This window comes from Cupriavidus sp. HE11, assembly GCF_056097175.1.
Window position 1 is genome coordinate 1,658,672 of record NZ_CP184465.1, and the last position, 25,953, is coordinate 1,684,624.

22 protein-coding genes are annotated in these 25,953 nt (G+C 66.9%); 19 read left to right on the forward strand and 3 right to left on the reverse strand.

Annotated elements, in window-relative coordinates:
- Nucleotides 1-10: 10 nt before the first annotated feature.
- The 15 genes from ACOABP_RS24755 (at nt 11) to ACOABP_RS24825 (ending at nt 18,294) form a co-directional block, all read left to right on the forward strand.
- Nucleotides 11-1,243 carry a pilus assembly protein gene (locus tag ACOABP_RS24755; protein ID WP_474228268.1) on the forward strand — a complete coding sequence of 411 codons (1,233 nt, stop codon included), beginning with the start codon at nt 11-13 and terminating at the stop codon, nt 1,241-1,243.
- 1 nt (nt 1,244) lies between these two features.
- Nucleotides 1,245-2,561, forward strand: coding sequence for a CpaF family protein (locus tag ACOABP_RS24760; protein WP_474228270.1), 1,317 nt, complete (start codon nt 1,245-1,247; stop codon nt 2,559-2,561).
- Entirely contained in the window at nt 2,554-3,480 is a 927-nt protein-coding gene (locus ACOABP_RS24765) for a type II secretion system F family protein (protein WP_474230538.1), read from the forward strand. The genes ACOABP_RS24760 and ACOABP_RS24765 overlap by 8 nt, the downstream gene beginning before the upstream one ends.
- Before the next feature lie 18 nt (nt 3,481-3,498).
- Complete coding sequence (locus tag ACOABP_RS24770) at nt 3,499-4,629, forward strand: type II secretion system F family protein (RefSeq protein WP_474228272.1); 1,131 nt, start codon at nt 3,499-3,501, stop codon at nt 4,627-4,629.
- The gene (locus ACOABP_RS24775) at nt 4,629-5,513 is read left to right on the forward strand and encodes a tetratricopeptide repeat protein (protein ID WP_474228273.1); all 885 of its coding nucleotides are present in this window, start codon (nt 4,629-4,631) and stop codon (nt 5,511-5,513) included. The genes ACOABP_RS24770 and ACOABP_RS24775 overlap by 1 nt, the downstream gene beginning before the upstream one ends.
- Nucleotides 5,510-5,860: a DUF3613 domain-containing protein gene (locus ACOABP_RS24780; RefSeq protein ID WP_474228275.1), complete on the forward strand. Its 351-nt coding sequence runs from the start codon at nt 5,510-5,512 to the stop codon at nt 5,858-5,860. Before ACOABP_RS24775 ends, ACOABP_RS24780 begins: the two co-directional genes overlap by 4 nt.
- 9 nt (nt 5,861-5,869) lie before the next feature.
- Complete coding sequence (locus tag ACOABP_RS24785) at nt 5,870-7,588, forward strand: TadG family pilus assembly protein (RefSeq protein WP_474228277.1); 1,719 nt, start codon at nt 5,870-5,872, stop codon at nt 7,586-7,588.
- Between the two features lie 14 nt (nt 7,589-7,602).
- The gene (locus tag ACOABP_RS24790; RefSeq protein ID WP_474228279.1) at nt 7,603-8,967 is read left to right on the forward strand and encodes a sigma 54-interacting transcriptional regulator; all 1,365 of its coding nucleotides are present in this window, start codon (nt 7,603-7,605) and stop codon (nt 8,965-8,967) included.
- An 86-nt stretch (nt 8,968-9,053) separates the two neighbouring features.
- Nucleotides 9,054-10,199: an exonuclease SbcCD subunit D gene (locus ACOABP_RS24795; protein WP_474228281.1), complete on the forward strand. Its 1,146-nt coding sequence runs from the start codon at nt 9,054-9,056 to the stop codon at nt 10,197-10,199.
- Nucleotides 10,196-13,249, forward strand: coding sequence for an AAA family ATPase (locus tag ACOABP_RS24800; RefSeq protein ID WP_474228283.1), 3,054 nt, complete (start codon nt 10,196-10,198; stop codon nt 13,247-13,249). The genes ACOABP_RS24795 and ACOABP_RS24800 overlap by 4 nt, the downstream gene beginning before the upstream one ends.
- 355 nt (nt 13,250-13,604) lie before the next feature.
- Complete coding sequence (locus ACOABP_RS24805; protein ID WP_066742680.1) at nt 13,605-14,288, forward strand: 3-oxoacid CoA-transferase subunit A; 684 nt, start codon at nt 13,605-13,607, stop codon at nt 14,286-14,288.
- A gap of 20 nt (nt 14,289-14,308) precedes the next feature.
- Entirely contained in the window at nt 14,309-14,956 is a 648-nt protein-coding gene (locus tag ACOABP_RS24810; protein WP_066742676.1) for a CoA transferase subunit B, read from the forward strand.
- 28 nt (nt 14,957-14,984) lie between these two features.
- Nucleotides 14,985-16,187: a 3-oxoadipyl-CoA thiolase gene (gene pcaF / locus ACOABP_RS24815; RefSeq protein ID WP_066742673.1), complete on the forward strand. Its 1,203-nt coding sequence runs from the start codon at nt 14,985-14,987 to the stop codon at nt 16,185-16,187.
- Between the two features lie 262 nt (nt 16,188-16,449).
- A complete protein-coding gene (locus tag ACOABP_RS24820; RefSeq protein ID WP_066742670.1) occupies nt 16,450-17,181 on the forward strand; it encodes an SDR family NAD(P)-dependent oxidoreductase in 732 nt (243 codons plus the stop codon).
- A 108-nt stretch (nt 17,182-17,289) separates the two neighbouring features.
- Nucleotides 17,290-18,294 (forward strand): Bug family tripartite tricarboxylate transporter substrate binding protein, encoded by a 1,005-nt coding sequence (locus ACOABP_RS24825; protein WP_474228284.1) that lies wholly within the window; start codon nt 17,290-17,292, stop codon nt 18,292-18,294.
- Between the two features lie 214 nt (nt 18,295-18,508).
- Here ACOABP_RS24825 and ACOABP_RS24830 read toward each other — a convergent pair whose 3' ends face one another.
- Nucleotides 18,509-18,724 (reverse strand): hypothetical protein, encoded by a 216-nt coding sequence (locus tag ACOABP_RS24830; protein WP_474228285.1) that lies wholly within the window; start codon nt 18,722-18,724, stop codon nt 18,509-18,511.
- Nucleotides 18,725-19,065: 341 nt separating this feature from the next.
- Here ACOABP_RS24830 and ACOABP_RS24835 point away from each other — a divergent pair, with 341 nt between their 5' ends.
- Nucleotides 19,066-19,665, forward strand: a complete 600-nt coding sequence (locus ACOABP_RS24835; protein WP_474228287.1) for a PadR family transcriptional regulator — start codon at nt 19,066-19,068, stop codon at nt 19,663-19,665.
- A gap of 101 nt (nt 19,666-19,766) precedes the next feature.
- Here the strand turns inward: ACOABP_RS24835 and ACOABP_RS24840 are convergent, their stop codons facing one another.
- The gene (locus ACOABP_RS24840) at nt 19,767-20,756 is read right to left on the reverse strand and encodes an NAD(P)H-dependent flavin oxidoreductase (protein WP_066742661.1); all 990 of its coding nucleotides are present in this window, start codon (nt 20,754-20,756) and stop codon (nt 19,767-19,769) included.
- Nucleotides 20,757-20,963: 207 nt separating this feature from the next.
- Between ACOABP_RS24840 and ACOABP_RS24845 the strand changes: the two genes are divergently transcribed.
- Both ACOABP_RS24845 and galE read left to right on the forward strand, forming a co-directional pair.
- Nucleotides 20,964-22,034: a tyrosine-type recombinase/integrase gene (locus ACOABP_RS24845; protein WP_474228289.1), complete on the forward strand. Its 1,071-nt coding sequence runs from the start codon at nt 20,964-20,966 to the stop codon at nt 22,032-22,034.
- Nucleotides 22,035-22,154: 120 nt separating this feature from the next.
- Entirely contained in the window at nt 22,155-23,174 is a 1,020-nt protein-coding gene (gene galE / locus ACOABP_RS24850) for a UDP-glucose 4-epimerase GalE (RefSeq protein ID WP_474228291.1), read from the forward strand.
- A gap of 70 nt (nt 23,175-23,244) precedes the next feature.
- On the opposite strand, the gene ACOABP_RS24855 is transcribed toward galE, so the two are convergent.
- Nucleotides 23,245-23,556, reverse strand: a complete 312-nt coding sequence (locus ACOABP_RS24855) for an H-NS histone family protein (RefSeq protein WP_474230539.1) — start codon at nt 23,554-23,556, stop codon at nt 23,245-23,247.
- A 554-nt stretch (nt 23,557-24,110) separates the two neighbouring features.
- Here ACOABP_RS24855 and ACOABP_RS24860 point away from each other — a divergent pair.
- Complete coding sequence (locus ACOABP_RS24860; protein ID WP_474228293.1) at nt 24,111-25,910, forward strand: methyl-accepting chemotaxis protein; 1,800 nt, start codon at nt 24,111-24,113, stop codon at nt 25,908-25,910.
- Nucleotides 25,911-25,953 lie beyond the last annotated feature (43 nt).

The window sequence follows — 25,953 nt, forward strand, 5'->3', positions numbered from 1 at the left end:
AGTGACGAGGATGGATGCCTTCCTGCTGAACACCCGGCGCGAGACCGTGCGCCACTGGCTGGACCAGGCGCTGGGCGGCGTGGGCACGCTGGTGGCCGAAGACGGGGCGCAGGAAGCCTTTATCGAGCAGGTCGGGGCCGTTCGTCCCGGGCTGGTCTTCCTGGATTTCGCGGCACCGCATGCCGAGGCATCGGCACGCCTGGCCGAACAGGTGGCGCGGCTGTTCCCGCAGTTGCCGCTGGTGGCCGTCGGCAATGCAGGAGAACCGGATGCGATGCTGGCCGCGCTGCGCGCCGGCGTGCGCGATTTCATCGACCTGCGCGGTGCACCGGCACAGGCCACCGACGCCGTGCGGCGTCTGATGGTGCCGCGCGCGCAGGTGCGCCCCGTGGCGCCCGCGCACCGCCACGGCAAGATCGTGGCGCTGCTGGGTGCACGGCCCGGTGTCGGCGTCAGCACGCTGGCCGTGAACCTGGCCGCCAGCGTGCGGCTGCGCGAAGGTGCCGGAGCCGCCGCCGAAGTCCTGCTGCTGGACCTGGGCCTGCCAGTGCGCGACGGCGCGCTCTACATGAACATCGCACCCGAATTCCATTTCGTCGAGGCCGTGCGCAACCTGCGCCGCTTTGACCAGGTGTTTGTCGATACCGCGCTGGCGCGCCATGCCAGTGGCGTGTCGGTGCTGCCGCTGCCGGCCACGCTGGCCGAACTGCGCGATGTGTCGTTTTCCGAAGCGCTGGCGCTGCTGGACCGCCTGCGCGCGTTCTTCGACCTGCAGGTGATCGATCTTGGCGGGTTTTCGAATGCCGAGTTCATGTCGCAGATCGTCAAGGCAGCCGATGCGGTGGTGATGGTGGCCGAACAGAGCGTAGGCGCCATCGTCTCCGCGGCGGAATTGCTGCATGAGCTGAAAAAGCGCGAGATCGAACGGCCCGACCTGCACCTGATGGTGTCGCGCTTCGATCCCGGGCTCGGGGTGGACGCGGCACAGATCGCCGAGCGCATCGGCGTGACATCGGTCGATACGCTGCCCGACCGGCGGGCGGCACTGGTGCAAGCGGCCAATCGCGGCGCGGTACTGGCCGAAGCCGCGCCTGCCGACCCCTACGTGCGTGCCGTGGGCGCGCTGATGGAACGGCTGGGCTTCCGCGCGGGACAGGCTCCCGAGCGCGGCATCCTGGCCCGGATCAAGGAGAAGCTGCCCGAGGCATTGCGTGTTGCGCGCGCCGAACGGGCGGGGAACTGACATGACCGAAGCAATCGAATTCTCGGATAACGCCGCCGCCCCGTTTCCTGTCTCTCAGGAATTCCACAAGATCAAGGAAGCCGCGCATGAACACCTGCTGACGCGCATCGAGGAACTTGGGGCCGAGTTCGGCCGCTGGACGCGCGCCGCCATCCAGCGCTTTGTCGATCTCGAACTGGAGAGCTTCACGCGCCTGCGCCGCATCCCCATTAACGAGGCCGAACTGCACCAGATATCCGAGGCGCTGACCAAGGAGCTGGCCGGCTTCGGGCCGATCGAGGACCTGCTGCACGACGTGGCCGTCGAAGACATCCTCGTCAACGGGCATCTCGACGTCTACGTGTCGCGGCATGGCGTGCTGGAGCGGATACCCGTGCGCTTTGCCGACAACGGCCACCTGCTGCGCATCGTGCGCCGGATCCTGGCGCCGATTGGCCGGCGCCTGGACGAATCGAACCCGATGGTCGATGCGCGCCTGCCCGACGGCGGCCGCATCAACGTGATCATCCCGCCGCTGGCGCTGGCCGGCCCCGTGGTGTCCATCCGCAAGTTCCGCAAGGACCCGCTGACGCCGGCCGACCTGCAGGCGCTGGGCACCATGAGCCCCGAGATCACGGAACTGCTGGAAGCGGCGGTGCGGGCGCGCTGCAACATCCTGGTGAGTGGCGGCACGAGTTCGGGCAAGACGTCGCTGCTCAATGCGCTGGCTACCTTCATCCCGCCCAGCGAGCGCGTGATCACGATCGAGGACACCGCCGAACTGGCGCTGAATCACCCGCACGTGGTGCGCCTGGAGAGCCGGCCGGGCGGCTTCGAGGGCACGGGCACGGTCACCATCCGCGACCTGCTGCGCAACAGCCTGCGGATGCGCCCCGACCGCATCATCGTGGGGGAAGTGCGCGGCGGCGAGGTGCTGGAAATGCTGCAGGCCATGAGCACGGGCCACGATGGGTCGATGGGCACCATCCATGCCAGCAGCCCGCGCGAATGCCTGTACCGGCTGGAAATGCTGGCGGGCTTTGCCGGCTTCCAGGGCAGCGAGGTGAGCCTGCGCCGCCAGATTGCCAATGCCGTCGACTTCGTCGTGCAGATCGGGCGGTTGTCCAGCGGACGCCGGCGCATCCTGTCGATTACCGAAGTCACGGGCCTGGGCGACAACATCATTTCCACGCAGGAGCTGTACCGCTACGAGCCGGTGTCCAACGCCGACGGCACCGAGACCGACCGCTGGCAGTCGCTTGGCATCCTGCCGCATTCGCCCAAGCTGGCGCGCATGCGTCCGGCCAACTTTGCCCTGGACGACCGCTTTGATCTCTAGCGCCAGCCTGTTCATCGCCACGTTTGCCCTGATCCTGCTGGGCCTGGGGCTGCTGATGCTGGCCACGGCCCGCGGCCGCGCCAATGCCGAGCGTGCCCGGGCCCACCTGGCGGTGCAGACCGAGCAGGTGCGCGCGCGCTACGCGCAGGCCGCCGAGCCCGAGCCCCAAGGCGCGGTGCGCGACCTGCGCCGGCGCTGGGCCGACCTGCTGCGCCGCGCCGACATGACGCCCACGCGCGGCACCTACCTGCGCTGGGGCGTGCCCATGTCGGGCCTGATCCTGACCGGCGCTGCAGCCGGCGGGGCGATCGGCGCGGTGGCGATGCTGGTGGTGGCCGTGGCGACGGCGGCATTCCTGCTCTGGCTGCGTATCAGCCGGCTCAAGGGCAAGATGCTGCATCAGCTGCCGGGATTTCTCGATGGCGTGGTGCGCCTGATGACGATCGGCAGCAGTGTGCCGGCCGCGTTCCAGAACTCGGTGGCCAATACCGAGCCGCCGCTGCGCCAGTGCCTGGTGCAGGCCATCCACCTGCAGCGCGCCGGCAAGGAACTGGACCAGGCCGTGTTGCAGATGGGCCGCGCCTACGACCTGGACGAACTGGTCATCGTGTCGTCGGTGCTGCGGCTGTCGCAGCGCTATGGCGGCCGTGCCGACGTGGTGATGGAGCGCACCGCCGCATTCATGCGCGACCGCGAGGAAGCGCAGCGCGAGCTGATGGCGCTGTCGGCGGAGACGCGCCTGTCGGCCTGGGTGCTGGGCCTGCTGCCGCTGGTGGTGGCCGGCGGGCTGTTCATGATGAACGCCGGCTACATCATGATGATGTGGAAGGACCCGACTGGCCGCGTGATGATGCTGAGCGCCGCGGCGCTGGAAGTGGCAGGCATCCTGATGCTGTACCGGCTCGCAAAGTCCATCTAGGTGCCAATGGCCATGCAGATGGATCCCACCACCCTGATCTCTGCAAGCCTGGCTGCCGCCGCGATGGCGCTGCTGGTGCTGGCCTGGCCGCTGCTGCGGCAGTGGCGGCAGCGGCGCCAGGCCGCGCGGACCATCGACGCCGCGCTGCAGCGGCAGGCCACGCACGGCGAGCCCGTGCCGAGGCAGACACCGACGGCCCCCATCGCCCAGGCCACCCACGCTACGGCAGCGGCGCCAGCCGCGTCTTCGCCGGCCCCTGCAGCGGCCGGCGCACCGCAGATGTCGGTGCGTGCCGCCGCGCTGGCGCAGGTGCAGACGCAGGGGGCCGTGCAGCCGGCTGCAACGGCCAGGCCGGTACCCGCCACGCTGCGCGCCAGGCTCGGCGCGGCGTTCGGCGACCGCTTCAACCAACGCTGGCTCGAATCGCGCCTCGGCCGGGCCGTGGTCACCGCCGAGGAACAACTGCTGCTGGAACAGTGCGGCTTCTACGGCCTGCAGCCGCGCGCGGTGTTTGGCGGCCTGCGCCTGCTGGTGCCGGCCGTGCTGGCGGGCGCCATGCTGCTGTGGCGGATCGATGGCTCGACCATGCAGGCGCTGGCCTGGGGTTTTGCCACGTTCGCGTTCGGATACCTGCTGCCGAAGATCGTCTTGCGCCGCTGGGCTGGCAACCGCCTGCGCGAGGTGGCCGAGGAACTGCCGGTGCTGATCGACATGCTGCGGCTGCTGCAGGGCGTGGGCCTGTCGATCGACCAGAGCCTGCAGGTCATCGTCACCGAATTCGGCACGATGCTGCGCGTGCTGGGGCCTGAACTGCAGCGTGCCAACCAGCAGTTCGCGTCGGGACGTTCGCGCGAGCAGACGCTGCAGCGCATCGGCAAGCTGTTCGACGACGAAGACCTGAAGGGCCTGATCACGCTGCTGACCCAGGTGGACAAGCACGGTGGCGCCGTGCAGGAACCGCTGCGCCAGTTTGGCGAACGGCTGCAGGTGGCGCGCAAGGCGCGCATGAAGGACAAGATCGGCAGGCTGACCGTGAAGATGACCGGCGTGATGGTGGTCAGCCTGCTGCCGGTGCTGCTGATCCTGACGGCGGGGCCCGGCTTCCTGGGCGTGATCCGGATGCTGGCCCGCATGAACGGAGGACATTGATGACAAGGCTATCCACCCCGCTGCTGGCGGGCTCGCTCGCGGTTGCCATGGCGTTGCTGGGCGGCTGCGCCAGCACGCCCAACAGCGCCGAGGCCATGGCGCGGCAGGCCGACGCGCAGATCGAGCTTGCCAGGCTGCAGGACAAGGCGGCACGGGCCGAGTACAACGACCAGAACATGTACCTGGGCCTGATCGGCAAGATGCAGCAGGAAGGCATGTACTTCGCGTCGCTGGCCCATATCGACGCGTACCAGCAGAAGTACGGCAGCAGCACGGCGCTGCAGGTGCTGCGTGCCGACGCGCTGCGCGAGACCGGCCAGGACGATGCGGCGCTGCAGGCCTATCGCGACCTGCTGGGCACCGACCGCGCAGCCCGCGCACGGCATGGCATCGGCCTGGTGCTGGGCCGGCAGGGCGATTTCATGCGCGCGGCCGTGGAACTGCGCCAGGCCGCCGCGCTGGAACCGGTCAACGCCCAGGTGGCTAACGATCTGGGCTACGCCCTGATGCGGGGCGGCGCACTGCAGGATGCCCGCGTGCCGGTGATGCAGGCGCTGGAGCTGGACGCCAGCAACCCGCGCGTCATTAGCAATGCGGTGGTGTGGATGCTGGCTACCGGCAAGCGCAGCGAGGCTACCGCGATGATGCAGCGCGCCGCGATGCCGGAGCCCACGCGTACCGCGATCCGCAAGGAAGCCGAGCGCGTGTCCCGCGCCGCCCAGCTGCGTGACAAGGCGGCGCCGCGCGGCAATGCTCATCAGAATGCCACCGCGAGCCCGGTGGCTAACCCTGCTGCGAGCCCCTCGGCGAGCCCCTCGGCGAACCCCACCGCGAACCCGGCCGCCACGCAATCCGTGGCGCTCAACGCAGGAGCCAGACCATGATCCGTTCCCTGTTTGCGCCAGGCCTCGCGCTGCTGCCCGCGTTGTTCGCGCTGGCTGCCGCAGCCCCGGCCGTGGCCCAGCAACAGCCGACACCGGCCGAAGTGCGGCCCAACGAAGTGCGGCCCAACGATGTGGCGGTGGGCGACACCACGCGCAGCCTGCTCGATATCCAGCGCGATGGCTCGCAGGCCGCGCCGATGCAGCCGCTTACCGGCGACCAGGCCACGCTGGGCTACGCACGCTACATGCGCAGTTTCACCTATCCGCTGCCAGAGTTCTTCTCGACGATTTCCACCGGCAGCCCGCTGCGCGGCGGTGCGGGCAGCCAGCCGATGAACGGGCAATAGCAACACACCATGCAGCGTCGGGCCGATCTCCATTGCCAGCGGGGCGCCGTCAGCCTGATGGCCGCCGTACTGATCGCCACCGTGGCCATCGGGGCCCTGGTGTCGATCGACGTCGGCTTCGTGTTCTACAGCCAGCGGCAACTGCAGAAATCGGTGGACCTGGCGGCGCTGTCTGGTGCCCAGCAGCTCAAGCGCGCCGATGACCTGCCCACCACCACGGCCAACGTGATGGCGAGCGTGGCGGCCGCAGCCAGCCAGAACGGCTATCCCGATGCGGTCAGCCCGGGCTGCGCCGACGCGGCGGCCGGTGCCGCCGATGGCATGCGCACGTGCCTGGGCGTGTGGGACCCCGCCGATGCCGTGAATGGCGACGGCGTGCGGCACTTCAACCCAGGCTACGACGTGGCGACGCTGTCGCCCAACGCGGTGCGCGTGCAAGGCACGCTGACCGTGCCGCTGCTGTTCGTGCTGCCCGGCGGCACGTCGCGGCAACTGCACGCCGAAGCCATTGCGGCGGCCAGCCCGCCGGTGGCGTCGTTTTCGCTGGGCAGCGGGGTGCTGAATGTCAGCACGGCCAACGGCATCCTGAGCCTGCTGCTTGGCAACACCGTGAACCTGTCGGCCGTCGACTGGAGCGGACTGGTGGGCGCCAACGTCACGCTGGACCAATTGCGCCTGCAAGCCAACGCCGGCACGGTCAACCAGTTGCTCGACACGACGCTGTCGATCCAGGACTTCTATGCGCTGGTGCTGACGGCGGCGGACAAGCGGTCCCTGCTTGGTGTGGCCCTTGGCAGCCCGGCCACGCAACTTGGCCTCAATGGCATCGGCACCACGCTCACGCTGAGGCAGATGCTCGATCTTGGCGTGCTGACGCCGGCTGCCTCTTCCGCCGCGGAGGTGGGCCTGAACGTTGCATCGCTGTTGACGACCGCGGCCTACGTCGCGCGGGGTACCAGCGCGGTCAGTCTCGATGGACTGAACCTGAACCTTGGCATCGCGTCGGCCACGGGGTCTCTCTATATCATCGAGCCGCCCAAGGTGGCGGTGGGGCCTGCGCGCCAGCTGCCGGATGGCTCCTGGAAGACCACGGCCAGTACCGGCCAGATCGGCCTGAAGCTGTCGTTGGCGGCATCGGTGGGTGTGGGCGCTCTCGCCAATGCGGCGCTGAACGTGCCGCTGTGGCTGCAAGTGGGAACGGCCAAGGGCGACCTGACGCAACTGCAGTGTGCCGCCACGCCGGCGCAGCGCACCGCCACCATCAACGTGTCGACCCACATCGCGCAAGCCTGCCTGGCCGGCACGGGGACTAGCTGCGCGCCGAACGGTGTCCCCGTGAACCTGGTCAGCGTGACGCTGCTCGGAGGCGCGCTGGTGTCGACCAGCATTGCCAGCCTGCCTGTGCCCGTGCAGACGTCCGACGCGGGGGGTGGCAACGATATCGTGCTGTCGCCGGGCGGGTATGCCCGGACGTCGGGCAGCAATCCATTGAAGAGTGCGGTGAGCAACCTGCTGGCGGCGCTGAATCCGACGTTCAGCATCAAGCTGGCCGCGCTGGACCTGGCGTCCGTGAATGCCGGCGACGTGCTCGGCCTGTTTCTCAAGCCCGTTGCCGACCTGCTGGACGAAGTGGTCATCCGCCTCTTGAATACCCTCGGCATCAGCATCGCGAATGCGGACGTCTGGCTCAACGGCGTTGACTGCAACAACGCCGAACTTGTGTATTGAATCCCTGAACCATCATGAAAGCAGAGCGCTGGGCCTACGAAAGCCTTGAAGTCTATGTGTGGGAAGGCCAGTACGAGATTGCCGACCGCGTGGCGCGGTTCCTGACGCCACTGGGTGCCGATGTGATCCGTGCCGGTGCGCTCGATGCGCTGCCGAACGAGACGCGCGTAAAGCCGTGCATTGCCGTGATCAGCGCGTCGGCAATCGGATCGGCCAAGTTCACGCTGGACTGGGAGGCCGCCCACGGCATGCCGGTGATCTGGGTGGGCGCGCCGGACCGCGAGACCGACCCGGGCCGCTTCCCGCCCGAATATGCGTACATCCTGCCGCACGACTTCAATGGCGGCGACTTGCGCAACCAGATTGCCAAGTTGATGCCGCAGTTGCTGGCCGCCGGCGAGGCGCGTCCTGACGTGGCCGACCTGGTGGCCGGATCGCCTGCCATGCAGGAGCTGCTGGAGCAGGTGGAGACCTTCGCCAACTTCGACAGCAACGTGATGCTGTACGGCGAGACCGGCGCGGGCAAGGAGCGTATCGCGCGGCTGTTCCACGAGCGCAACAGCCAGTATGGCAAGGGCCCGTTCGTGGCCGTGAATTGCGGGGCGATTCCCGACGGGCTGTTCGAATCGCAGTTCTTCGGGCATGCCAAGGGCGCCTTTACCGGCGCCATGTTCGCGCACCGGGGCTTCTTCGAGCAGGCCACCGGCGGCACGCTGTTCCTGGACGAGATCGGCGACCTGCCGCTGTTCCAGCAGGTCAAGCTGCTGCGGGTGCTGGAGGAAAACGCGCTGACGCGGCTGGGATCGACCATGGCCGTGAAGCTCGACTTCCGCCTGGTGGCGGCCACCAACAAGGACTTGCGCGAGGCGGTGCGCGAGGGCCGCTTTCGCGCCGACCTGTACTTTCGGCTGGCGGTGATCGAACTGCGCATCCCGAGCCTGGAGGACCGTGGCCCTGCCGACAAGGTGGGCCTGCTGCAATCGTTCCTGCGCCACATGATGGGCCCGGCGGCCTACGATGCACTGCCGCCCATGCCCGACTGGCTCAAGGGCGCCGTGGGCACGGCGTTCTTCATCGGCAATGTGCGCGAACTGCGCAACCTGGCCGAGCGCGTGGGCATTACGGCGCGGCAGTATGGCGGCTGGGACGAGGACCGCATCCGGCCGCTGTTCCGGGGGTTGCGCCCGGGTGCCTTCGACGGCTCCGAACGCAGCGATCCGCGTGGCGATGCGGAGGAACGCCGGCGCATCATCGCCGCGCTCGATGCGAACGGCTGGCGGCGCCAGGATACGGCCGCCTGCCTGGGCATCAGCCGCAAGGTGCTGTGGGAAAAGATGCGCAAGTTCCAGATCGCCGACAGCGAGGCGGAGCCGGTCTGAGGGCCGCCGGCGGGCGCCCGGACGTTATGATGCGGGACCGCACGGCAAGGCCGTGCTTTACGCGCCACCGCGCCGAAGGACCCGAATTGCGTTTTCTCCACACCGCCGACTGGCATCTTGGCCGGCTTTTCCATGCCCGCAGCCTGATTGAAGATCAGGCGCACGTGCTCGACCAGTTCGTGGCGCTGGTGCGCGACGTGCGGCCCGATGCCGTGCTGATTGCCGGTGACGTGTACGATCGCGCGGTGCCGCCGCCCGAGGCCGTGGCGTTGCTTGACGATGTGCTGGCGCGCATCGTGGTGGAAGCGGACGTGCCGGTGGTGATGATCGCCGGCAACCACGACAGCGCGCAGCGCCTTGATTTCGGCGCGCGGCTGCTGGCAGCCCGTGGGCTGCATGTGGCGGGCCGCACGGGACCGCAGACCGCCAGCGTGTCGCTGCACGACGCCCATGGCGAGGTGCGGATCTACGCGTTGCCCTATGCGGAGCCGGCGGTGGTGCGCGACGCACTCGGTGTTGACCTGTCATCGCACGAGGCGGCGCTGGGCGCCCAGCTCGACGCGATCCGGGCCAGCCATCCGGCGGGCGTGCGGGCCGTGGCGGTGGGGCATGCGTTCGTGGTGGGTGGCGCGGTCAGCGAATCGGAGCGGCCGCTGTCGGTGGGCGGCAGCGGCGCGGTGGGGGCGGACCTGTTCCATGGCTTCGATTTCGTGGCGCTGGGCCACCTGCATCGGCCGCAGACCATTGGCGAGCGGATTCACTATGCCGGGTCGCTGCTCAAGTATTCGCTGTCGGAAGCCGATCACCACAAGACCGTGTCGCTGGTCGAACTGGACGAAAAGGGCGCCGTGCGCATCGAGCCGATTGCCCTGCAACCGCGCCGCGACCTGCGCATCCTGACCGGCGAGCTGGCCCGGCTGGTAGAGGCAGGCCTGGCCGACGCGCGCCGCGACGACTACGTCTACGCGGTGCTGACCGATACCGGCGCGTTGCTTGACCCGATGGCGCGGCTGCGCGAGGCGTACCCCAACGCGCTGGCGATCGAGCGGGCCATTCTGGCGCGCAGCGGGCAGGCCGGCGAGGCAGGCCGGCGCATGCGCGAGCTGGACACGGGCAGTCTGTTTGCAAATTTCTTCCGCGAAGTGGCCGACGCGGACCTGGACGGCGACCAACGTCGCGCACTGGACCATCTTCTGGCCGGTATGGAGGCTTCGGAAAGGGAATCAGCATGAAACCGCTGTACCTGAAGTTGCAGGCTTTCGGTCCGTTCGCTGCCACCGAGACCATCGATTTCACACGGCTCGGCGAGCAGGCATTCTTTCTGATCCACGGACCCACTGGCGCGGGCAAGACCACGTTGCTGGATGCCATCTGCTTTGCGCTCTACGGCGATACGTCGGGCGGCGAGCGCAGCGCGCAGGACATGCGCAGCGCCAATGCCGACCCCGCGCTGCGCACCGAAGTCACGCTGGAGTTCGGCCTTGGGTCGATGCATTACCGCGTGACGCGTTCGCCCACGCAGGATCGCCCCAGCCAGCGCGCGGCGGGCGGCTTCGTCAAGGAGGCCGCCAAGGCGCAGCTTGACGTGATGCTAGACGGCGCGTGGAAGAGCCACGCGAGCCAGCCGGGCCGCGTCAGCGATGCCGTGCGCGATCTGCTGGGCTTTGACAGCGCGCAGTTCCGCCAGGTCATCGTGCTGCCGCAGGGCCGCTTTCGCGAACTGCTGACCGCCGATTCGCGGGCGCGCCAGGGCATCCTGGAGCGGTTGTTCCATACCGAGCTGTATCGCCGCGTGGAAGAGCAGCTCAAGGAGCAGGCCGCCGGTATCCGGCGCGAGGCCGAGGAGATCGCCGTACGCCGCAAGACGCTGCTCGAACAGCACCAGCTTGCGTCGATCGAGGCGATGACCGGGCGCATCGACGCGCTGCAGGCCACGCTGGCCGAACTGCTGCGCCGCGAGGAAGTGGCGCGTGCCGACAGCGAGGCCGCGCAGGCGTCGCTGCGCAAGGGCGAACTCGAACATACCCAGATCAAGGCCTGGCGCGAAGCCGAAGGCGCGCACGCGATGCTGGCCGCGAAGGTGGCCGCCGTGGATGCCGATCGCGTTCGCCTGCAGGCGGCGCGGCGCGCGGCGCTGGTCACCCCGGCGGTGCAGCAACTGCAGATGGTCCGGCAGGATCAGGCCAGGGTGCGTGCGGCGCAGGCGCAGGCCGAAATGTCGGCCACGCGCGCTGCACAAGCGGCGGAGACTGCCGCCCGCGCGCTGCGCACCGAGCAGTCGCGCCTGGAGGCCCGGGCCGCTGCGCAACGCTCGGTGAACAGGCTCGAACATCTGTTGCCGCAGGCCCGCAAGCTGGGCGTGCTGCGCAATGCCGTGGCGCAGGCCGGCACCACGCTGGCGATGGCCCAGTCGGCGTGCGTGGCAAGGATCGATGCCTTCCAGGCCGCCAATACGGCGCTCAAGGCGCTGGAGGCCGATCTCGAACAGGCGCGCGTGGGTGCCGCCGGGCTGCAGGCGTTGCAGCTGCGGCTGGAACAGGCCCACGAGCGCGCCGCGCGCCTGGCGAGATGCCGGCAGATCGAGACCGAACTCGGGCCGTTGCGCAGCGCGCTGGCATCGAGCGAAACGCAGAAGCGCGTGGCTACCGAGGCCCGCGATGCCGCGCGCGTGGCGATGCGCCAGGCCGAGGTGGACTGGCGCCACGGGCAGGCGGCCCGGCTGGCCGGCAGCATGAAGCGTGGCGAGCCGTGCCCGGTCTGCGGCGGCAAGGATCATCCGGCGCTGGCGCAGCAGACGCTGGCGCTGGTCACCGATGACGATCTCGATGCCGCGCGGCTTGCGTTGCAGCGGGCCGAGGATGCGCTGGCCGAGGCCAGCACCGTGCATCAGCAGGCCGGCGCCAACGCGGCGCAATGGCTGGCGCGGCTGGCGGATCTGGTCGAGGCCGCCGATGATGTCTCGGTGGCAGGTGCCGCGGCGCTCGACGCCGAAATCGCCGCGCTGACCGAGTCCGCGCGCCAGGCAGAACTGGCAGGCAAGCGTGCCGATACGTTGGCGGCGCAAATCGCAAAGACCCGTACGACAGTGGAGGCCGCCGAAGCGTCGGCCCAGACCGCCGATACGGCCGCGCGCGCCGCCGTGCAGGAACATGCGCGGCTGGACGGCGAATGGCAGGCCGCCTGCGAACAGGTGCCCGAGGATTCGCGCGACCCCGACGCGATCACGGCCGCGCTGGAGGCTGCCCGGCGAGAGGCCGGCGCGCTCGAAGCCGCGTTGCAGGCCGCGCAGGGTGCCGAGCGCGACGCCGTGGCCCTGCAGGCCGCAACGGCGGCGGCGCTGGCGTCCGCGCGCGACAACGTCACCCAGGCCGATAGCCGCGTCACCGAACGCGAGGCCGCGCTGGCCGACGCCATGCGCGCCGCCGCTTTCGAACATGACGACGCGTATCTTGCCGCGTGCCTGCCGGCCGACGACACCGCTGCGCTCGACGACGCGATCCGGGCCTTCGATGTGGAACTGGCGCGCGCGGCCGAATGGCATGCGCGCACCGCCGCCATCGCCCAGGCACTGCAATTGCCCGACATGCCCGCGCTGCTGGCTACGCGCGACCAGGCTGCGGTGCGGCTCGAAGCCGCCATTCGCGAGCGCAGCGAGCTGGCGGCGTCGCGCGACACGCTGCTGCAATGCAAGGGCCAGGTGGAATCGCTGGCGGCCGAGGGGCGCGAGGTGGAAACGCGCTACGCGGTGCTGGGCCGTCTGTCGGAAGTGGCGAACGGCAACAATCCGCGCCGCATGACGTTCCAGCGCTTTGTGCTGGCGACACTGCTCGACGAGGTGCTGGAGGCGGCGTCGCTGCGGCTGCTGCGCATGAGCCGGGGCCGCTACGCGTTGCAGCGCGTGCGCGAGCAGGGCGACCAGCGCATGGCCGGCGGGCTGGACCTGGAAGTGTTCGACCACGATACCGGCGCCACACGGCCAGCCAACACGCTTTCGGGTGGCGAAGGCTTCCTGGCATCGCTATCCTTGGCGCTGGGGCTGGCCGACGTGGTGCAGTCGCGCGCGGGCGGCATCCAGCTCGACACGCTGTTCGTGGACGAAGGGTTCGGCACGCTCGATCCCGAGAGCCTCGACTTCGCGATCCGCACGCTGCTGGACCTGCAGCAGGCCGGCCGGCTGGTCGGCATCATTTCGCATGTGGCGGAGCTGCGCGAGCGGATCGATGTGCGGCTGGAAGTACGCCCTGGCGTGAGCGGCAGCCAGGCGGTGCTGCGCCTGCCGTAGCAGCGGCGCCGGCGGCTCGGTGCGCGGGCGATGACCGATTATCGCCCGCCACGCGCTGCCCCTTATTGACCCTGTTTTGACGCCGGGTGTAACCTTTGTTCATTCTGCGAATTGAGGTTCGTATAGCGAACATCGCTGACCGACCCGATCCGCCGACCATCACAGAAGCCGCCGCAAGACGGCTCATCAAGACAACTGCAAGATTGTGGACCCTGTCCCGATGTCGTCACCGTGCCCAGCACGGGCCGGCACCGCAGGACGCCCGTCCGAGCAGTCTGCCGGAGACATCTTTGCGTGCCGCCCCTCTTGCGGCCGGTCCCGGTGCGATGCCGGACCCTTCCGTACTGGAACGCAAGTGATCAACAAGCTATATGACTCGGTGGAAGCGGCAGTGGCCGGCATCCACGACGGCGCCACGATCCTGATCGGCGGCTTTGGCCTGGCTGGCATGCCGGCGGAACTGATCGATGCAGTGATCGCCCAGGGTGCGCGTGACCTGACCATCGTGAACAACAACGCCGGCAATGGCGACACGGGCCTGGCGGCACTGCTGAAGACCAAGCGCGTGCGCAAGATCATTTGTTCGTTCCCGCGGCAGGTGGATTCGTATGTGTTCGATTCGCTGTTCCACGCTGGCGAGATCGAACTGGAACTGGTGCCGCAGGGCAACCTGGCCGAGCGCATCCGCGCCGCCGGTGCCGGCATCGGCGGTTTCTTCACGCGCACGGCCTACGGCACGCCGCTGGCCGAAGGCAAGGAAACGCGCATCATCGACGGCCAGGGCTATGTGTTCGAAAAGCCGATCCACGCGGACTTCGCGCTGATCAAGGCCGACACCGCCGACCGCTGGGGCAACCTCACCTACCGCAAGACCGCACGCAACTTTGGCCCGATCATGGCCATGGCTGCCAAGTGCGCGATCGTGCAGGTCAGCAACGTCGTCGAGCTGGGCGACATGAACCCCGAGCACATCGTCACGCCGGGCCTGTTCGTCAAGCGTGTGGTCAAGGTTGGCGGCTCCGCTGCCAAGGCCGCCTGAGTCGCAGAAGGAGAAAGAACATGCAACGCCTGACCCGCGACCAGATGGCCGCCCGCGTGGCCAAAGACATTCCGGACGGTGCCGTGGTGAACCTCGGCATCGGCCTGCCCACCCTGGTTGGCAATCACCTGCCGGCCGACAAGGAAATCCTGCTGCACAGCGAAAACGGCCTGCTCGGCATGGGCCCCGCCCCGGCGGCCGGTGAAGAGGATGGCGACCTGATCAATGCCGGCAAGCAGCCGGTGACGATCAAGGCCGGTGGCTCGTATTTCCACCACGCCGATTCGTTCGCGATGATGCGCGGCGGCCACCTCGACTACTGCGTGCTGGGCGGCTTCCAGGTGTCCGAGAAGGGCGACCTGGCAAACTGGCACACCGGTGCCCCGGGCGCCATTCCCGCCGTGGGCGGCGCGATGGACCTGGCGATCGGCGCCAAGCAGGTGTTCGTGATGATGGAACACCTGACCAAGCAGGGCGAGAGCAAGATCGTGCCCGAATGCACCTATCCGCTGACCGGCATCGGCTGCGTCACGCGCATCTACACGGACCTGGCGACCCTCGACGTGACGCCGGACGGCCTGGTAGCCCGCGATCTCGCGGAAGGCCTGTCCTTCGAAGAACTGCAACGCCTGACCGGCGTGCCCCTGAAGCAGACGCAAGCCGCCTGATCCACCACCAAAACGAGCGAGACAGAACATGAGCGACGCATTTATCGTTGACGCCATCCGTACCCCCATCGGCCGTTACGGCGGCAGCCTGTCCGGCGTGCGCGCCGACGACCTGGGCGCAGTGCCCCTGAAGGCGCTGATGGCACGCAACGCCGGCCTGGACTGGTCGGCCATCGATGACGTGATCTACGGCAACGCCAACCAGGCTGGCGAAGACAACCGCAACGTGGCGCGCATGTCGTCGCTGCTGGCCGGTCTGCCGGAAGCCGTGCCGGGTTCCACGATCAACCGCCTGTGCGGCTCGGGCATGGACGCCACGGGTACCGCCGCGCGCGCGATCAAGTCGGGCGAAACCAACCTGATGATCTCGGGCGGCGTGGAAAGCATGAGCCGCGCCCCGTTCGTGATGGGCAAGGCCACCTCGGCGTTCTCGCGCCAGGCTGAAATCTTCGACACCACCATCGGCTGGCGCTTCATCAACCCGGCGATGCGTGCCGCCTACGGCGTGGACTCGATGCCCGAGACCGCCGAGAACGTGGCGACGGACTACAAGATCAGCCGCGAAGACCAGGATCTGATGGCGCTGCGCAGCCAGGAAAAGGCATCGCGCGCACAGGCCGACGGCACGCTGGCGCAGGAAATCACCGCTGTCACGATTCCGCAAAAGAAGGGCGACCCGATCGTGGTCGACCGCGACGAGCACCCGCGTGCCACCAGCATGGAAGCGCTGGCGAAGCTGCGCGGCGTGGTGCGTCCGGACGGCACCGTGACCGCCGGTAACGCATCGGGCGTGAACGACGGCGCCTGCGCGATCCTGCTGGCCAGCGAAGCCGGCCTGAAGCAGCACAACCTGAAGCCGCGTGCCCGCATCGTCGGCATGGCAACGGCCGGCGTGGCACCGCGCGTGATGGGCATCGGCCCGGCACCGGCCACCCAGAAGCTGATGAAGCAGCTGGGCATGTCGCTGGACCAGATCGACGTGATCGAACTGAACGAAGCGTTTGCCGCGCAAGGCCTGGCCGTGCTGCGCCAGCTCGGCATCGCCGACGACGACAAGCGCGTGAACCCGAATGGCGGCGCAATTGCGCTGGGCCACCCGCTGGGCATGAGCGGCGCGCGTCTGGTGACGACGGCGCTGTACCAGCTGGAGCGCACCGGCGGCCGCTTCGCGCTGTGCACGATGTGCATCGGCGTGGGCCAGGGCATCGCCATGGTGATCGAACGGGTCTAAGGGTTCGAGCTTGCCACGTGGCTGAACTATGCGCGCCCCTCTTCCATGCAATGGGAGAGGGGCGCAGTGCGGCGCTGCGAGGCCATCAATTCATCGAACGCTTAATTTCCCTTGCTTCCTGCCGTTAATCCAGGTGGGAAGTTTCAGTGGTGTCTCTTCCCCAACGAGGTAGAGCATTGCGGCCAGGCCGACGGGCTCGCCGGTCTTGCCGCATCTTTTTTCTGACTGACCCGGCTATGTTGCGCCGGTGCGGAGTTTTGAGATGTCCCTTCCCGTTGCCACGCTTGTTACCGGCGCCAGTTCCGGCATTGGCCGTGCGATTGCCGAAATGCTGCTCGCCGATGGCGTGACCCGTGTGATCAACGTCGACTATGCAGAACCGACGTGGTCGCATCCGAACCTGACCTTTTTCCAGGCCGACCTGACCAATGCCGACGCCACGCGCGCGGTGGCGGCGCAGGTGACCTCGCAGTTCGCGGTGACCCGGCTCGTCAACAACGCTGGCGCCACGCGTCCCGGCACGGCCGATACGGCCACCGCCGCTGATCTCGATTACGTCGTGGGCCTGACGCTGCAGGCCACGATGCTGCTGACCCAGGCCTGCCTGCCCGCCATGCGCGCGGCCGGCTTTGGCCGCATCGTCAACATGGCCTCTCGCGCGGCGCTGGGCAAGCCCGAGCGCGTGGTGTATTCCGCGGCCAAGGCGGGGCTGGTTGGCATGACCCGAACGCTGGCGATGGAGCTGGGCGGCGACGGCATCACCGTCAACGCCGTGGCACCGGGTCCCATCGCCACCGAGCTGTTCCGAAAGAGCAATCCGGAGGGCAGCGAACAGACACGGCGCATCCTGGCAAGCATCGCCGTGAAGAGAATGGGAACGCCGGAAGATGTGGCGCGTGCCTCGCTGTTCTTCCTCGCCCCCGAGAATGGTTTCGTGACGGGACAAGTGCTGTACGTCTGCGGCGGAACCACGCTGGGGGTGGCACCCGTATAAGAAAGTTGCCCGCCCCGAGGCACGGGGTGGAATAGCGATACACAAGCATTGCGCCCGCGGCGCTCACAAGGTTCGTCTGCGGGTGTGCATCAATTCCTGGAGCACAAGATGAGCATCACCAATCAAACCTCGAAGGCGCGCAGACGCCTGCTGGCCGCTGGCGTGGCAATGGCTGCCGGCTTTGCCGTCATGACCGGCGCTCAGGCGCAGGGCAACTACCCGACCAAGCCGATCACGATGATCGTGCCGTTCTCGGCCGGTGGCACCACCGACATCCTGGCCCGTATCGTCAGCCTGCAACTGGGCAAGGCGCTGGGTCAGCCGGTGGTGGTGGACAACCGTCCGGGCGCAGGCGGCAACATTGGCGCGTCGCTGGCCGCCAAGGCCCAGGGCGACGGCTACACGCTGTTCATGGGCACGATCGGCACGCACGCGATCAACCAGTCGCTGTACTCGAAGCTGCCGTACGATCCGGTCAAGGATTTCGCGCCGATCACGCGCGTTGCCATGGTGCCGAACATCGTCGTGGTGAACCCGAAGGTGCCGGTGCACAACATCAAGGAACTGATCGCCTACGTGAAGGCCAACCCGGACAAGCTGTCGTACGGTTCGTCGGGTAGCGGTTCGTCGATGCACCTGTCGGGCGAACTGTTCAACTCGATGACCGGCCTGCATATCCAGCACATTCCGTACAAGGGCAGCGCCCCGGCCGTGAACGACCTGCTGGGCAACCAGATCGGCCTGATGTTCGACAACATGCCGTCGTCGTACCCGCACGTGAAGGCCGGCAAGCTGCGCGCCATCGCCGTGACCTCGGCCAAGCGCTCGCCGGCCCTGCCGGACGTGCCGACCGTGGCCGAAGCCGGTGTGCCGGGCTACGAAGCCACGTCGTGGTTCGCCCTGTACGCTACCGGCGGCACGCCGCAGCCGATCGTCGACCGCCTGAACGCCGAAGTGGTCAAGATCCTGGCCATGCCGGAAGTGAAGAAGCAGATGGCCGAGCAAGGCGCCGAGCCGAACCCGGAAAAGCCGGCCCAGCTGGCTGCCTTCATGAAGTCCGAGACCGCCAAGTGGGCCAAGGTGGTGAAGGCTTCGGGCGCAACGGTGGACTGATCGCCAGCGCTGTAGAAAAGCAGTACCGCAGTACGTAGTACGCAGTACTCGAACCGGCCACGGGCGCCTGCCCGGCGGCCGGTTTTTTATTGCCGGCAGGAAAGAAAAAGCCCGCGAGGGTATCGCGGGCAGAAGTCCCAGGTCCACAAGGGACAGGAGGAGACAAGCAGCAGCTTCGGCGCGCCGCCGGGTGAGCCCGGCAGCCCGCCAGCAATCAGGTCAGGCTGTATTTGACGACCTGCTCCTCGACACCGACGAAGCGCACCAGCTGCCTCAGGCCGCTGGCGTATTCCTTGATATGGTGTCCGTCCGGGGTGTCGGGCAGCCGGTAATAGATCGGGGCCGATCCGGCACGTGCGCGGGCAGCGTTGATCGACGCCGAGCTTTCGCCCGCAGCCGTGCCTTCGGTAATTTCCGGTCTTGCGTTCATCGACGACTCCCAGGAGACGCATGGCGCTGAACGTTGGGCCGGCAAAGAAAAGGCGCGCGCATGCGTGTGGCAATGTCTGGAATGTATTGCAGGCGGTCGCGAAAAGCCATTTCGATTTTTTTACATCAGTTTCAGGATAATTGCCTGAATTGTCATATTTAGGATTCCGAAGGCCCGGTCGATATCCGGAGGGTGTCCCCCGTAGCGGCCTGTCCAACAGACGTTGCAAGGGTTAACGGCATGACGCGCCCCGACTTGCGCGCTACCATAGCGCCACCCTGAACATTCCCGGCTCAAGGCAGCAACGTTCGTGCCAACCCGGGCCACCACTTCCACGGCGAATGTCAACCCAGCACGCGCTACTGATTTCCCTGATCGAAAAGCCATCGTCGGGCTACGACCTGGCGCGCCGTTTCGACAAGTCCATCGGCTATTTCTGGCACGCCACGCACCAGCAGATCTACCGCGAACTGGGGCGGATGGCCGAAATGGGCTGGATTGCCGCCGAGGAAGGCGGCAAGGAGCAGCCGAGCCTGGCGAGTCCGGCGAGTCCAGCGAGTGGGCCCGACGGGGTGGCGGTGGAAAGGAAGAACCGCAAGAAGGTCTATTACGTGCTGCCCGCCGGCCGCGACGAACTGGTGCGGTGGGTGCTGTCGCCCGGCGCGGGACTGGACCAGCGCGAGGAAATTCTGGTCAAGCTGCGTGCAGATGCTGCAATTGGGCCGCTCGGGCTGGATCAGGAAATGCAGCGCCTGATTGATTTGCACGAGGATCGTCTGGCGCTCTACCGCGATATCGAACGCAAGGACTTTGGCGGCACGCTCGACCGGCGCCAGCAGATCCAGTATGCGCTGCTGCGGCGCGGGATCCGGTTCCAGGAGGACTGGGTGAAATGGGGGCGTGACCTGATGCCGCTGCTGGAAAAACCCAGCGGGGGATAACGTACGTCACCTGCTGCCGCGACCCTTTCCCGCCAGTGCATGAACCGGCGGGAAAGAGGGGCCATCAGGCAACCATCAGAAATACATCACAAAAACGCCAATCAGGCGACGCTGGCCGCGTGCGCGGCGGCTTCGGCCGGTGCCAGGCCCAGGCGGCGGCGTGCCAGCGCGTACTCTTCCACGAAACGGCGCACCAGTTCGGCAGCCGGCACCACGCGCTTGATGGCGCCCACGCCCTGGCCGGCGCCCCAGATATCCTTCCACGGCTTGACCCGGGTCGAGCCGAAGTTCATGGCCGTGGCATCCGATGTCGGCAGTGCTTCCGGGTCCAGGCCCGAGCGCACGATGCTTTCACGCAGATAGTTGCCGTGTACGCCCGTGAACAGGTTGGAATAGACGATATCGTCGGCGCTGCTGTCTACGATCATCTGCTTGTAGGCGTCCTGGGCGTTGGCTTCCAGCGTGGCAATGAAGGCCGAGCCGATATAGGCCAGGTCGGCGCCCGCCGCCTGGGCGGCCAGCACCGCGTCGCCGCTGGCAATGGCGCCGGACAGCAGCAGCGGGCCGTCGAACCATTCGCGGATCTCGTGCAGCAGCGCGAACGGCGACAGCGTGCCGGCATGGCCGCCCGCACCGGCTGCCACGGCGATCAGGCCGTCGGCGCCCTTGTCGATCGCCTTGCGGGCAAAGGTGTTGTTGATCACGTCATGCAGCACGATGCCGCCGTACGAATGCACGGCCTCGTTGACCTCCACGCGGGCGCCCAACGACGTGATGACGATGGGCACCTTGTAGCGCACGCACATTTCCAGGTCGTGTTCGAGCCGGTCATTGGACTTGTGCACGATCTGGTTGACCGCGAACGGCGCGGCGGGGCGGTCGGGGTGCCTGGCATCGTGCTCCGCCAGTTCGGTCGTGATGCGGTCCAGCCATTCCTCCAGCTTCTCTGCCGGGCGCGCGTTCAACGCCGGGAACGATCCCACCACGCCGGCCTTGCACTGCGCGATGACCAGATCGGGATTGGAAATGATGAAGAGCGGCGAGCAGACGGCCGGCAGCGACAGGTTTTGGAGCAGGGCGGGAATAGCCATGACGGTTTCCTTCGGATGTGGGCAGCAAAATCGGTGGAGCACATGCGAACGCGGCAATCTATGCAACCAGTTGCATGATGGATGGCAAGGTACCACGTTCGCCGGGCACGCTGCAACCGGTTGCAAATACTATTTGCGGCACCGCCGCAGCGGCCAGTGGCGCATTGTCTACAATGGGCGCATTGCCCCCATGCAGGAGATGAAGTGGTGACTCACCCCGCGATCGACGCCGCCACGGCCGATGGGGCGCAGCCGGTGTCCGACGAACTGTTCGACGCCGACCTGGCCGCCTGGTACCGGCAACCGGAACGCGCCTTCGACGGCTGGCTGGCGCGCCATGGCTTTCGCCCCGGCACGGCCATCGTGTACCGCGCGATGTGGGGCAAGCTCCTGCGCTGGTCGGGTGAACAGGGCCTGCCGCCGCTGAAGTGGTCGGCCGCCCAGATCGGCGCCTTTCTCGACGCGCAGAATCTTCACAAGCGACACCGCTATCGATATGCGCGATTGATAGAGCGGATATTTCACCATCTGGCGACACTGCAACAGAATCTGCACAATCCGGCCAGCCAGGCCGTGAAGGCCCATCTTGCCGACGGCGAGAACGATCCCACCGCCTTCCTGCTGCCCGGCGAGCGCGATCTGCTGGTGGCGCGCATCCTGGCACCGCAGCCCGAAATGCCGGCAGGCAAGGACGCGAAGGCCGATATGTCGCCGACGGCCTGGAAGCGCGCCCGCGATGTGGCGCTGCTGGCCGTGCTGCTGGGCGGCGGCCTGAAAGTAGCGGAGGTGCGGGCGTTGCGCCTGGATGCGCTGGATGGCATCGACAGCATCGACGGCGGCGCGATGGCGATCAGGATGGTGCGGCCCGACAACGGGCGTACCTATATGGTGCCGCTGTTCGGCTTTGCCCATGCGCCGTTGTGCCGATGGCTGGCCGTGCGCCAGGCGGCGGAATCGCTGGGCGATCTGGTCTTCCCGGCGATGGCCAATGGGCGGCCGATGCACGCGGCCTCGATTTACCGCCGCATCGAGATCCTGCTGGAAGAGGCCGGTGTCCTGGCGGGCCGTAGTGAACGGGCGTCGCCGCAGACGCTGCGCAATACCTGCGGTGCGATGCATTTCGATGCCGGCACCACGCCGGCCGCCGTGGCCCAGCTGCTGGGCATGCGCGACCTGGAATCGGGCTGGCGCCTGCATGCGGCCTACGAGGCGTGGCAGACACGTGCCGGATTGCCGTTGATGACGCCACAGCCCGTGCGCCTTGGACGGGAAACCTGACATTCGTTTGAATGCGCGAAGCGGCCGTAATATCAGGCGGTTAAGATGTCGGCTCGACCTGCGAATCCCGACCGGAGATTCGGCCAGCGTCGTGAAACACTTACCGACCTGACTATTTCCATGGCTGAAACCTTACTGCTGACCGGCGCAACCGGATATATCGCTTCGCACACCTGGGTGGCGTTGCATGAGGCGGGCTATCAAGTGATCGGACTCGATAATCTGTGCAACAGCAACCGTGAGGTGGTGAGCCGTCTGGCCCGCATTACCGGCACGACGCCGCATTTCGTCGAAGGCGATGTGCGGGATCGCGCGCTGCTGGACCGCCTGTTCGCCGAGCACAAGATTGCCGGGGCGATTCATTTTGCGGCGCTCAAGGCAGTGGGCGAATCGGTCAGCAAGCCGCTCGAATATTACGGAAACAACCTCGAAGGCATGATCACGCTATGCAGCGCGATGCAGTCGGCCGGCGTCAGGCAACTGGTGTTCAGTTCGTCGGCCACGGTCTATGGCAATCCGCATACGGTGCCGATTCTCGAGGATTTCCCGCTGTCGGCCACCAATCCGTACGGCCAGACCAAATTGATGGGTGAACAGATCCTGCGCGATCTGGAAAAATCCGATCCTGAATGGCGTATCGCTTTTCTACGATATTTCAATCCGGTTGGCGCACATGACAGCGGCCTGATTGGCGAAGATCCGGGTGGCATTCCCAACAACCTGATGCCATATGTGGCCCAGGTGGCCGGCGGACGGCGCGAAAAACTGAGCGTCTACGGTGGCGATTACCCGACCGTCGACGGTACCGGGGTGCGTGACTACATCCACGTCAACGACCTGGCCGATGGGCATGTGGCGGCGCTGAATTACCTGCGCAACCATCCGCGCGGGATGACGGTGAACCTCGGCACTGGCCGTGGCTACAGCGTCCTGGAGGTAGTGAAGGCCTACGAACGTGCCAGCGGGCGCGCCGTGCCCTATCAGATCGTCGAGCGGCGTCCGGGTGATATTGCGTCGTGCTATGCCGATCCGGCCCTGGCCCAGCAACTGCTGGGCTGGCGCGCCCGCCACGACCTGGACCGCATGTGCGAGGATTCCTGGCGCTGGCAGTCGATGAATCCCAAGGGATTTGCCGCCTGATCGGCAATCGCCAATAAAAAAACCGGGCCCTGGCCCGGTTTTTCTTTGCTTGCGTGCGTGGCGTCGCCGCTTAGCGAATCAGGAAGTCTTCCATCGCCTTGCCATTCGCCAATGCCTGGGTCAGCCAGCCCGGGCGCTTGCCGCGGCCGGTCCAGGTATTTCCGGCGCTATCGCGATAACGAACCGGAACCTTGCGGGCGGTAGTGGCCTTCTTGCCTGCCACGCCCTTGCCACCAAATCCGAGGTCTTCGGCGGTCAGGCCAAATTGTTCGATTTTCTCGCGAATCTCGGCGATTACGGTCGCTTGCTCGCGCGCCTTGATCTCTTCGGCCTCCCGCTGCAGTTCGCTGATTTTCTGAACGATTTCCTGATATGTCGCCATTTTTATCCCTCGATTTACTGGTGGGTCCGTGAATTGACGAAAAGCATTATAACCACTGTCGGCCATGCTGCAAATCCTTTGCGGCCACAAGCCGAAAAATACGAAAAATCTCAATTAGGAAGAATTACTGAACTTATGGTGCAGGCCATAGTCCGCGGCTCGCTTCCGCGGCGTTGCCAGAATGGCCGGTGTGGACTGGCGGTCGACCGACGATGCTGACCCACGTCGAATCCTGAAACATGAATCGAAACTTAATCAGGACTAATCGGATACGCGGTCAGACGCAAGAGGGTTTCAGCGAACGCTGAATTCTGTTCTGGCGGGCATATTTATTTGCGCGCATGCGCTAACGCGCCGGCCACAGTGCCTGCGGCGCCATTTTCCCCGGTGATTGGAAGTGCATCAGCCGCCATACCTGAAAACCATTTGGCGTGCAATTCAAGGAAGGTTCGGCGCTGGCCGTTATCGAGTCCTGAGCAGACCGCACGGGGTGTCGGCCTGCCGGACCGAGGCAAGGGAGTGGCTTCGGGTTATCTCCTAATGATCAGCACATCATGTCCTTTCATCAGAATATTCAGATCAAGACCCTCCTGCGGGGCGCCATGGCCGCGCTGGCGGGCATCCTGCTGGTTGTGGGCGGAGCGGGATTGCAGGGCATTTCCCAGTCCAATGATGCGCTGAAGGAGACGTATGCCAACCAGCTGGCTTCCTCGCAGGCCCTGGCAGAGGCGATGATCGGCACCACGCGCCTGCGTCTGGCGCTGGACCGTACCGTCATGCCGGGCAGCGAGGGCGAGGACATGAACAAGCACGTCGAGCGCTCGAAGATTTTCGTCGAGTCGTCGGAGAAAGGCTGGAAGCGCTATATGGCGCTGCCGCAGAACGACGAGGAAAAGGCGCTGGCCAGTGCGCTGGCCGCCAAGCGCCAGGAGTTCTTCGATGCGGGCGTGACCAAGTGGCAGCAGGCGCTGACGTCGGGCAACCGGGAGGAATCGCTGCGCATGGCGCGCGACGTGATGCCGGACCTGCAGCGCAGCATGGCCTCCGCGCACGAGAAGCTTGAGAAATTCCAGATGGAAGCGGGCAAGACGAACTTCGAGGCCGCCCAGTCGCGCTTTGAAATGATCCGCACGATGTCGATCCTGCTGATCGCCTTCGGCCTGGTCATTGCCGTGGTGGCGGCGATGATGCTTCATCGCGCCATCGTGCGTCCGGTGGAAGAAGCGCTGTCCGTGTTCGAACGCATGGCTGCCGGCGATCTGACGTCGCGCATCAGCAGCATGTCGAAGAACGAGGTTGGCCGCATGATGCAGGCGCTGGCGAAGATGCAGGACAGCCTGTCGGGCATCGTGTCCGAAGTGCGTACCGGCACCGATTCGATTGCCTCGGCCACCCAGCAGATCTCGGCCGGCAATACCGATCTGTCGCAACGTACCGAAGAGCAGGCCGCCTCGCTGGAGCAGACCGCGGCCAGCATGGAGGAGCTGACCACCGTGGTGCGCCAGAATGCCGACAACGCCCGCCAGGCTGGCGTGCTGGCCGGCGAGGCATCGCAGATCGCCATGAAGGGCGGCGATGTGGTGGGCCGCGTGGTGGACACCATGAACGAGATCAACGGCGCGTCGCGCAAGGTGGTCGAGATCATCGGTGTCATCGAGGGCATTGCCTTCCAGACCAACATCCTGGCACTGAACGCGGCGGTGGAGGCCGCCCGTGCCGGCGAACAGGGCCGCGGCTTTGCCGTGGTGGCCGGCGAGGTGCGCAGCCTGGCGCAGCGCAGCGCCAACGCCGCCAAGGAAATCGAATCACTGATCAGCGAATCTGGTCAGCGTGTGGAAAGTGGCACCAAGCTGGTGGCCGAAGCCGGCAACACCATGGGCGAGATCGTGCAGGCCGTGCGTCGCGTGACGGACATCATGAACGAGATCAGCGCCGCATCGCAGGAACAGACCACCGGCATCGAGCAGGTCAACCAGGCCGTGGCCCAGATGGACCAGGTTACGCAGCAGAACGCGGCACTGGTGGAAGAAGCCGCCGCCGCCGCTGGCGCGCTGGAGGAACAGGCGCAGAAGCTCAAGAGCGTGGTGTCGGTGTTCTCGCTGGCGTCTGACGGCGGTGAGTCGCGCCAGCTCGCGGCGCCGGCCCGGCCAGTGCATGCGCTCGCACCGGTCCAGCCCGTGGCTGCCCCGGCGAAGTCCGCTGCCGTCGCCCGCGCCCCGGAACGTGCGCCGGTGCGCCCCGCCGCCAAGCGTCCGCCCGTGGTCCGCAAGACGCGCGAGCCCAAGCTGCTGCGCCCTGCGCTGAATCAGCCGGCCGGTGCGTCGAACGCCGACGACAACTGGGCCGCCTTCTGATTATTTCGAGGTCGACATAAACCGGACTGAGTGCCACAAGGTT

Bases quoted from the DNA above. Each gene is read 5' to 3' on its own strand.
- ACOABP_RS24775 (WP_474228273.1), top strand. From the start codon at position 4,629: ATGACAAGGCTATCCACCCCGCTGCTGGCGGGCTCGCTCGCGGTTGCC.
- ACOABP_RS24830 (WP_474228285.1), bottom strand. From the start codon at position 18,724: ATGAACGCAAGACCGGAAATTACCGAAGGCACGGCTGCGGGCGAAAGC.
- ACOABP_RS24770 (WP_474228272.1), top strand. From the start codon at position 3,499: ATGGATCCCACCACCCTGATCTCTGCAAGCCTGGCTGCCGCCGCGATG.
- ACOABP_RS24860 (WP_474228293.1), top strand. From the start codon at position 24,111: ATGTCCTTTCATCAGAATATTCAGATCAAGACCCTCCTGCGGGGCGCC.
- ACOABP_RS24840 (WP_066742661.1), bottom strand. From the start codon at position 20,756: ATGGCTATTCCCGCCCTGCTCCAAAACCTGTCGCTGCCGGCCGTCTGC.
- pcaF (WP_066742673.1), top strand. From the start codon at position 14,985: ATGAGCGACGCATTTATCGTTGACGCCATCCGTACCCCCATCGGCCGT.
- ACOABP_RS24790 (WP_474228279.1), top strand. From the start codon at position 7,603: ATGAAAGCAGAGCGCTGGGCCTACGAAAGCCTTGAAGTCTATGTGTGG.
- ACOABP_RS24855 (WP_474230539.1), bottom strand. From the start codon at position 23,556: ATGGCGACATATCAGGAAATCGTTCAGAAAATCAGCGAACTGCAGCGG.
- ACOABP_RS24785 (WP_474228277.1), top strand. From the start codon at position 5,870: ATGCAGCGTCGGGCCGATCTCCATTGCCAGCGGGGCGCCGTCAGCCTG.
- galE (WP_474228291.1), top strand. From the start codon at position 22,155: ATGGCTGAAACCTTACTGCTGACCGGCGCAACCGGATATATCGCTTCG.
- ACOABP_RS24780 (WP_474228275.1), top strand. From the start codon at position 5,510: ATGATCCGTTCCCTGTTTGCGCCAGGCCTCGCGCTGCTGCCCGCGTTG.
- ACOABP_RS24760 (WP_474228270.1), top strand. From the start codon at position 1,245: ATGACCGAAGCAATCGAATTCTCGGATAACGCCGCCGCCCCGTTTCCT.
- ACOABP_RS24810 (WP_066742676.1), top strand. From the start codon at position 14,309: ATGCAACGCCTGACCCGCGACCAGATGGCCGCCCGCGTGGCCAAAGAC.
- ACOABP_RS24835 (WP_474228287.1), top strand. From the start codon at position 19,066: ATGTCAACCCAGCACGCGCTACTGATTTCCCTGATCGAAAAGCCATCG.
- ACOABP_RS24755 (WP_474228268.1), top strand. From the start codon at position 11: ATGGATGCCTTCCTGCTGAACACCCGGCGCGAGACCGTGCGCCACTGG.
- ACOABP_RS24825 (WP_474228284.1), top strand. From the start codon at position 17,290: ATGAGCATCACCAATCAAACCTCGAAGGCGCGCAGACGCCTGCTGGCC.
- ACOABP_RS24800 (WP_474228283.1), top strand. From the start codon at position 10,196: ATGAAACCGCTGTACCTGAAGTTGCAGGCTTTCGGTCCGTTCGCTGCC.
- ACOABP_RS24820 (WP_066742670.1), top strand. From the start codon at position 16,450: ATGTCCCTTCCCGTTGCCACGCTTGTTACCGGCGCCAGTTCCGGCATT.